Consider the following 7,610-nt stretch of genomic DNA (forward strand, 5'->3'; position numbering starts at 1 on the left):
CGCAAGGAAAGAAAGAAGGTGGAGATGCTATTTGCGCACCTCAAACGCATCTTGAAGCTCGATCGGCTGCGACTGCGGGGCCTAAATGGTGCGCGAGACGAGTTCCTGATGGCCGCGGCCGTCCAAAACTTGCGAAGAATGGCTAAGTGGCTCGCCCCGAAGGCAGAAAACGGAAGGCTGATACCTGTATGAAAGTGCGAGGATGACCTCGAACTGATCAGGCGCTTCTGCATTGACTCAATCAAGCGCCGCGAAGGCGCTACCGCGCGCAGCCAAAAGCGAGTTCTTCAACACAATAGGTCGAAAGCAGACGTGCAAGCCGGACGCGTCGGCGTGCCCTTTCAATGTACGCTAGACACGCGCCTTGCCCCCGCTCTGCAAAGTGAAAGGAAGCTATGGCCTTGCCTCATGCCCAGCCCCTGGACGTCATCAATGTCACCCCGCTCGGCCCCAAGCTGAGCGGTGCCGTGAGCACCAGCCTTCTGAAAACGGAACGCATCCAGTTGCAGCACATAGTGCTCCTAGCCCATGCTGACCAGCCCGAGCACAAGGTAGACGACGAGTGCACGATCCACTGCCTGGAAGGCGATGTGGAAGTGGTGATGCCGGGCGGCATTCGCCGCCTGGGTGCCGGGAGCCTGATCGTCCTTCCTGCAAAGCAAAAACACTCCCTGCGGGCGCGCACCGACTGCGCTGTCCTCGTTACCTTGCTGCTGAACGCGGGCGATGCGGGGAATCACGGCGGCGCCGGCGCGCGAACACTGAAAAAGGGCGACACCGACTGAAGTGCCACTTCGACCGGACTTGGCCGGGAACAACTTCGAGCCATGAGGTCGCTTCCGAGGGGTGCCCGACGGCAGCGCCATCGCCAAGGCCAAGGCTGTCGCGATTGCTGCTCGACGGCGAGTGCCGATCGACAATCACCTCAAAAGTTGACATGGCATCGTGCCTTCTTGACACGATGCCATGACGCGGATTATTTTAATCGTGTCATGAGCACGACCACGTACGAGAGCCCGCTCCGCGCAGAACAGATGGAGCAGACGCGTCTTCGGATACTGGAGGCGACGGCAGATGTGCTTGCGGACGAGGAGGTCAACGAGGTCACGGTTCCACTTGTCGCCATGCGCGCCCGCGTGTCGGTCCGTACCGTCTATCGGCACTTTCCGACCAAGGAGGCGCTCTTCGACGAGTTCGGTGAGTGGGCGGAGGAGCACCTCCGGGTCGTCCTCCTTTCCTACCCGGACACGCTTGAGGGCGTCCGCGGGATGGCGCCTGCGCTCTATCGCATGTACGACGAGCGAGCGCCGCTGATGCGCGCCCTCCTATCGAAGCGCGGACAGGAGATCCGGGCCCGCACGCGGCGCCGGCGACTGGCGACGTTTGAGAAGGCGATGCGGGAGGTCACCGGCGGACTCGGCCCGGCCGAGCGCCGACGCGCCCTTGCGGTGATCTACCTGCTCGTGAGCGCGCCCGCTTGGCAGGCGATGCGCGATCAGTGGGACCTCAAGGGAGAGGAGGCAGGCAAGGCCGCCGCCTGGGCCGTGCGCGTGCTGACAGATGAGCTTCGCCGCAATCCGGCGAGCCTCAAGGAGGTTGGTAATGATGACACTCATCGCTGAGCACACCTTCGCCCCACCCGGTCCGGGATCGTGGTTTCTCGACCCGACTCACTGGACGCGGCCGGTGAGCCGCTTCCAGGCGGAGATCTTCCCCGACGCCTTCCAGCGCGGCTTCGGCGAGAGCCTGCGCCGCTACGGATCGTTGCTCGAGTACCTGGAGGCGGGCTTCGTCAACGGGTTCCCGTACTACTGCGCACGTCCCGTCGGCGCGCCGAGGGAGGCGGTCGGTCACCCTCCGAAAGAGGTGTGGGACGAGCTCGCGCGCAGTCACTCAATGATTCGGCGCCGGCTCGAAACGAGCGCGACCGTGTTCGAGCGCAAGCTCTGGCGTGAGGACCTCGAGCGCTGGGACCGGGAGGTGAAGCCCGCGGCGATCCGAGCTCACCTCGCGCTGCTCGCGGTTGACCCGGTGGCGCTCGACACGCCTGCGCTCCTCGCATACATCGATCGCTGCCGCGAGAACCAGATCCATGGCGCGTACATCCATCACCTCTTCAACGTGCCGGCGCTCCTGCCTGTGGGCGACTTCCTCGTGCACGCGCAAGAGTGGACAGGCCGCTCGCAGGCCCAGTTACTCGGTCTCCTCCAGGGCGCGAACCCCGACCCGCTCGGTGCAGACGAGGAGCTCGAGCGACTGGTCGGCGCTCTGCGACTGGATACGGCGGCGACGGCCTTGCTCACGTCGGCCGGAGAGCCGGGCGAAGTGGTCGCCGCGCTTCGCTCGCGGTCCGGCGACACGGGCCGGCTCGCTTCGGCATACGTCGATCGTGTCGCCCACCGGCCGGTCAACGGCGAGGACGTGGGCGACCCGTCGGTGCACGAGCTTCCCGAGCTGATCGTCGCAGCGATCCGCACAGCATTCGATCGCCTCGAGACTCGATCGGCAAATGACTTGGGCCGGAAGACCTCCGAGTTGCGCGGCGCAGTGCCCGCCCGGCATCGCGATGCCTTCGACGCGCTGCTCGGGGAGGCTCGGGCGACCTACCGGCTACGCGACGAGCGGGGCACCTACGCCGACCTCTGGGCGATCGGGATCATGCGGCGCGCGATCCTGGCGGCCGGCCGCCGGCTTACGGCGGCGGGGCGGCTCGCCGATCCGGGCCATCTCGTCGAGGCAGGCTACGCGGAGCTGCGAAGCCTCGTCAAGTCCGGCGACGGACCATCGGGCGAGGAACTGGCCGAGCGTGCGCGCTACCGGCTCAAGGCGCGCTACGCGGATGCGCCGGCGTTTCTCGGCGGCGAGCCGGGCGATCCGCTGCCGCCCGAGTGGCTGCCGCCCGCGGCGGCAAGGCTGGAGCGCGCGATCGGTGCAGCCGTGCAGGCGATGTTCGCCGCGCCGCAGCCACGCACCGAGGAGCGAAAGGTTCACGGACTCGGCGTCAGCCCGGGCGTGTACGAGGGCATCGCACGGGTGATTCACGGCACCGAGGAGTTTGGTCGCATCGAGCGGGGCGACGTCCTCGTCACGAACTCCACGACGACGGCATTCAACATCGTGCTGCCTCTCCTCGGCGCGATCGTGACCGACCGGGGTGGGCTGCTCTCGCACGCCGCGATCGTGGCGCGCGAGTACGGGCTGCCAGCGGTCGTTGGGTGCACCGATGCGACCTCCGTGCTCCTGGACGGTGCGAGGGTCATCGTCGATGGCACCACGGGCGAGGCCGAGGTCGTCGCATGACCGAAGCAGCCGCACCGAAACCGGCAGCGCTTACCGAGGAGCTCGAGGACAGCCGGTTCGGCGGCAAGGCCGCGCAGCTAGCCGCCGCCACGCGCGCGGGCCTGCCAGTTCCCGCGGGTGTCGCGCTTCCGTACGGGTTCGTGGATGCAGTCGCTGCTGACGAACGCGACGCGAGGCAGCGGCTGGCTGCAGTCTTTCGCACGCTCGGCGCCCCGCTCGTGGCGCGCTCGTCCGCAGTGGGTGAGGACTCCGAGCAGGCGAGCTTCGCAGGACAGCACCTGACGCAGCTGAACCTGCGCTCCGAGCCCGAGCTCGTTGACGCCGTGTCCGCCATCTGGCGCTCGGCGCGCTCGCCTTCAGCGTTCGCGTACCGCGAGCGCCTCCGGCTGCCCCGCGAGCCGAGAATGGCCGTCGTCGTACAGGAGCTCGTCGACGCCGACTCCGCCGGCGTGCTCTTCAGCCGTAACCCCGTCAACGGGTCGGACGAGCTCGTGGTCGAGGCGGCCTGGGGGCTCGGGGAGTCGGTCGTTGCCGGTCTCGTCATCCCAGATCGGTTCCGCCTGAGGCGTGACGGTGCCGTCGTCGCGCGAATCGCGGGACTGAAGGACGTCGCCATACGCACCGCCCCGGAAGGCGGCACCACCCGCATACAGGTTTCCGAAGGGCTCGCCCGCGAGCTCTGCCTCGACGATGCACAGCTCGCCGCGCTTCATGCGCTCGCGCTCCGCTGCGACGAGGTGTTCGGCGGGAGCCACGACCTCGAGTGGGCGTTCGCCGGCGGCCGGCTCTACCTTCTGCAGCGGCGAGCGCTCACAGCGATCCCAAGTCCAGCTGCAGGCGACCCACACGGTCGAGCACGTACGCAGAATCGATCCGAGGCCGGGCGACGGGAAGAGGGCTTGGCCCGGGAGTAAATGACCAGGGTCATCGGGATAAAGATCCCTGGCTCACCGTTGCCGCTGCGAACAATGTGTGGTGCATGGAGATCGATGCATGAGCGCTGTTCAGTCCGCGTCAGCGGGTGGTACGCCGTCGCCCTGGCGACTGGTGAATCTCGCGTTGGGCATCGCGGCACTCGTGAAGCTCGCGAGCGAGTTTCATCTTGTAGCGCCGCTGGTGCCGTCGCGCTGGCTGCTGGCGCCGTGGTTAACGAACGCCAGCATGACGGCGGTGCCCACCTTCGCCGCGCTGCTTGCGAAGATCGGCATCAACCTATGGTTGCCCGCCTCGATATTCATGGTGATCTTCTGGCTGGCCGGGCTTCATCGGAAGCTCGGCGCGCCACGTGTGCGATTTGCGTCTGCAGTCTTGACGCTCGGATGGGTGATCGTTTTTGCTGCGGCAAGCGCCCCGCTCCTGGCCCGCAGCCAAGGGGCGTTTGCAGCGGTAGTCGTGCTCGCCATGTTCCTGGCGCCAGCCTACGCCGCGCTAGGAATCGCACTCGTCGTCGCCGCTGCCGTCGAGCTTGCGGTCATGCTCAGGCACTCCGGCTCCACGCAGTCGCGCGCTTCGGTTGCGTTGCTTTCATGGGCGGTGCTTCCGCCGCTGCTCTCCGTTGTTCCCATGGTCTTGGCCCCCAGCAATCCGATCGTGGAGTCTGCCCGGGAGAACAACGAGTTCGCGTCACTGTGCAAGGATGTCGGCGTGCAGCTGACGGCAAGACCGGTCGCGCCCGTGCGTTCACTTGCCTACGACTGGGACCGCCAGCGATTCAGTGAACGTCCGTTCTGGGATTTCGTCGAGCTGGACGGTAAGGGCCAGATTCAGTCGTACGGCAGCGGTCCCATCAGCCTGGGCGCCGCAGGGCAACAGAAGAAGCCTACCTTCGAGTTCACGGAAAGACCGGTGGGCGATCGCCCCGGATTTCCATATGCTCACTTTCCAGTCCCCAACACGGGGCAAGCCTACGGCGTGAAGACCCTCAGCGCCGACGTCCTGGCCTTCCTCGATGTGGACAAGCCGGAAGAGTTGAAGAAAGCGCCCGTGCAGCAAGGCGCTGTGCGCTACAGGCTCACGCTTACCGACCGGCGCTCGGGAGAAATACTCGGGGTGTACACATACGTCGTCGATATGGTCAACAAGCGTGCCTGCGGCACCAACATGGCAAACGCCATCAGCCAGGACGCTTTTATCTACGACGCGATCAATCGATAGGCTGGGCCACAGGCAGACAGCCAACCGGGTCAGATAGTCGCGAGCATCCATGAAAGTTAACCGGCGTGGCTTTGCCAGGCGCGCAGCCCGTATGGGTTTTCCGACTGCAACGCATTTCTTCAAACGCTACCGTGGCGTCGCTCCGTCAGCGCTTGGTCCGGACCCTGCATCCTCCATCAGCTCCACCATCCAGTCTATGAACACGCGCAGCTTGGCTCTGACGCGCCGGTTCTGAGGGTAGGCAACGTACAAAGGCATCGGAGTGAGCTGCCACCCATCGAAAAGCCGCACCAGTTCGCTGCGGGCGACGTGTGGCTGCGCCATGTACTCCGGTAGCCAGACTACTCCCAGCCCGGCGAGTCCAGCCGCCAGGCACGCATTGCCATCGTCGACTGCCAGGATGTACCGCGCGTGGATCTCGATGTTATGGTCATCTCGGCGCAAGGCAAACGGGATGAGCTTGCCTGTGCGGGACGAGGTGAAACCGACCACAGAATGATGTGCAGCCTCCAGGTCCGTCGGATGCACGGGGTTGCCGGCTCGTTCCAGGTAGCCCGGTGATGCGAAGACCCCAAGTGGCAAGTGGCCAACTCGACGGGCGATCAGCGATTCGTGGGTAATCACCCCACCTCGCACGACGCAGTCGACGTTTTCCTTGATGAGGTCGACCATGCGATCGCTGACACCCATGTCGATCTGAATGTCGGGGTATCGGGCGTGAAAAGCCGGAAGGGCAGGGATCAAGACGGTGCGGGCGAACGGGCTGGGCACATCGACCCGCAAACGCCCCCGTGGCAATCTGGCAGCACTGGACAGGTTGGTCTCAGCGTCGTCCATCTCGGCCAGCACACGGGCCGCATGTTCGTAGTAGACGGCGCCGTCGGCAGTGACGTTGACCTGCCGTGTCGTTCGATTGAGCAATTTCACTTGAAGGCGGGCTTCGAGTTGCTGCACGAGTTGGGTCACGGTGGTGTTGCTCAGACCCAGTGTTCGCGCGGCCTTTGTGAAGCTTTTCGCCTCCACCACCCGCACGAAGGCCTGCATCGCGTCGAAACGGTCCATTGATCTTCCTCGGGCAGCGATTGTTTGGGCCTGCCAAAAAGTGATTGTCGATGTTTCCTCTTTCTCATCGCATGCCCTGTCACTAGAGTTCGGAACACGCAGAAGGGCACCGCGCCTTCGCGAACCACCCAACGACAGCCGAATTGATCAGAAAGGATTCGACATGCTGCAGCGCAAAGCCATTTTCCCCGCAAACCGTCAGGACATCTACGAGAAGCATCGCTATTCTGCGGCCATCCGCTCTGGTGATTTGCTATTCGTATCCGGTCAGGTCGGCAGCCTCGAAGACGGCTCACCGGAGCCCGATTTCGAAAAGCAGGTTCGGCGGGCGTTCGACAATCTAAAAGCCACCTTGCTCGCCGCAGGGTGCGGGCTGGACGATATTGTCGACATCACAACCTTCAATACTGACCCTGATCGCCAGTTCGAAACTGTCTTGGCAGTCAAGGACGAGATTTTCGCGCACGCTCCGTACCCGAACTGGACGGCAATCGGCGTCAATTGGCTTGCCGGCTTCGACTTCGAGATCAAGGTCATCGCCCGTATCTCAAGCTGAAAGCGATTGGTGTTGAGTCGTCTTGCCGCGCGCTGCAGCGATCGCGGGCATGCCCTGCGCGGCATCTCTGCCGGCATCGCGAACAGCGGCAATCTCGGGCGCACGGTACCTGCATCGTCCGACCACCGTGTGCTGGCGATCGTTAAGGTCACGCGGTGGCTGGCCTTGGATTTACGGCGGCCCAGTCGTTGTCACGCAGCATTGAAGTCCGCTGTCGGAGGCCCATGTCTGCTCAGGGTCTATTGTGTTGAAGAACTCGCTTTTGGCTGCGCGCGGTAGCGCCTTCGCGGCGCTTGATTGAGTCAATGCAGAAGCGCCTGATCAGTTCGAGGTCATCCTCGCACTTTCATACAGGTATCAGCCTTCCGTTTTCTGCCTTCGGGGCGAGCCACTTAGCCATTCTTCGCAAGTTTTGGACGGCCGCGGCCATCAGGAACTCGTCTCGCGCACCATTTAGGCCCCGCAGTCGCAGCCGATCGAGCTTCAAGATGCGTTTGAGGTGCGCAAATAGCATCTCCACCTTCTTTCTTTCCTTGCG

At 64.3% G+C, this 7,610-nt stretch carries 9 protein-coding genes; 7 read left to right on the plus strand and 2 right to left on the minus strand.

The features are described from left to right. The 6 genes from HNE04_RS27600 to HNE04_RS27625 form a co-directional block, all read left to right on the plus strand. The coding region (locus tag HNE04_RS27600) for a transposase (RefSeq protein WP_172227054.1) at positions 1-192 on the plus strand (192 nt) is incomplete at its 5' end. 203 nt (positions 193-395) lie between these two features. After that, on the plus strand, positions 396-785 hold the full coding sequence (locus tag HNE04_RS27605) for a cupin domain-containing protein (protein WP_172227056.1): 390 nt from the start codon (positions 396-398) through the stop codon (positions 783-785). Between the two features lie 207 nt (positions 786-992). Continuing rightward, a complete protein-coding gene (locus tag HNE04_RS27610) occupies positions 993-1,622 on the plus strand; it encodes a TetR/AcrR family transcriptional regulator (protein ID WP_172227058.1) in 630 nt (209 codons plus the stop codon). Continuing rightward, entirely contained in the window at positions 1,603-3,300 is a 1,698-nt protein-coding gene (locus tag HNE04_RS27910) for a PEP-utilizing enzyme (RefSeq protein ID WP_235965478.1), read from the plus strand. The genes HNE04_RS27610 and HNE04_RS27910 overlap by 20 nt, the downstream gene beginning before the upstream one ends. Further along, the gene (locus HNE04_RS27620; RefSeq protein ID WP_172227060.1) at positions 3,297-4,214 is read left to right on the plus strand and encodes a PEP/pyruvate-binding domain-containing protein; all 918 of its coding nucleotides are present in this window, start codon (positions 3,297-3,299) and stop codon (positions 4,212-4,214) included. Before HNE04_RS27910 ends, HNE04_RS27620 begins: the two co-directional genes overlap by 4 nt. A gap of 79 nt (positions 4,215-4,293) precedes the next feature. Continuing rightward, positions 4,294-5,454, plus strand: a complete 1,161-nt coding sequence (locus HNE04_RS27625; RefSeq protein ID WP_172227062.1) for a hypothetical protein — start codon at positions 4,294-4,296, stop codon at positions 5,452-5,454. A gap of 126 nt (positions 5,455-5,580) precedes the next feature. On the opposite strand, the gene HNE04_RS27630 is transcribed toward HNE04_RS27625, so the two are convergent. Continuing rightward, positions 5,581-6,516: a LysR family transcriptional regulator gene (locus HNE04_RS27630; RefSeq protein WP_172227064.1), complete on the minus strand. Its 936-nt coding sequence runs from the start codon at positions 6,514-6,516 to the stop codon at positions 5,581-5,583. Positions 6,517-6,679: 163 nt separating this feature from the next. On the opposite strand from HNE04_RS27630, the gene HNE04_RS27635 reads away from it, so the two are divergent. Further along, positions 6,680-7,072 (plus strand): RidA family protein, encoded by a 393-nt coding sequence (locus HNE04_RS27635; protein WP_172227066.1) that lies wholly within the window; start codon positions 6,680-6,682, stop codon positions 7,070-7,072. 346 nt (positions 7,073-7,418) lie between these two features. On the opposite strand, the gene HNE04_RS27640 is transcribed toward HNE04_RS27635, so the two are convergent. Then, the coding region (locus HNE04_RS27640; protein WP_172227054.1) for a transposase at positions 7,419-7,610 on the minus strand (192 nt) is incomplete at its 5' end.

This window comes from Caenimonas soli (assembly GCF_013155545.1).
Classification (GTDB): domain Bacteria; phylum Pseudomonadota; class Gammaproteobacteria; order Burkholderiales; family Burkholderiaceae_C; genus Ramlibacter; species Ramlibacter soli.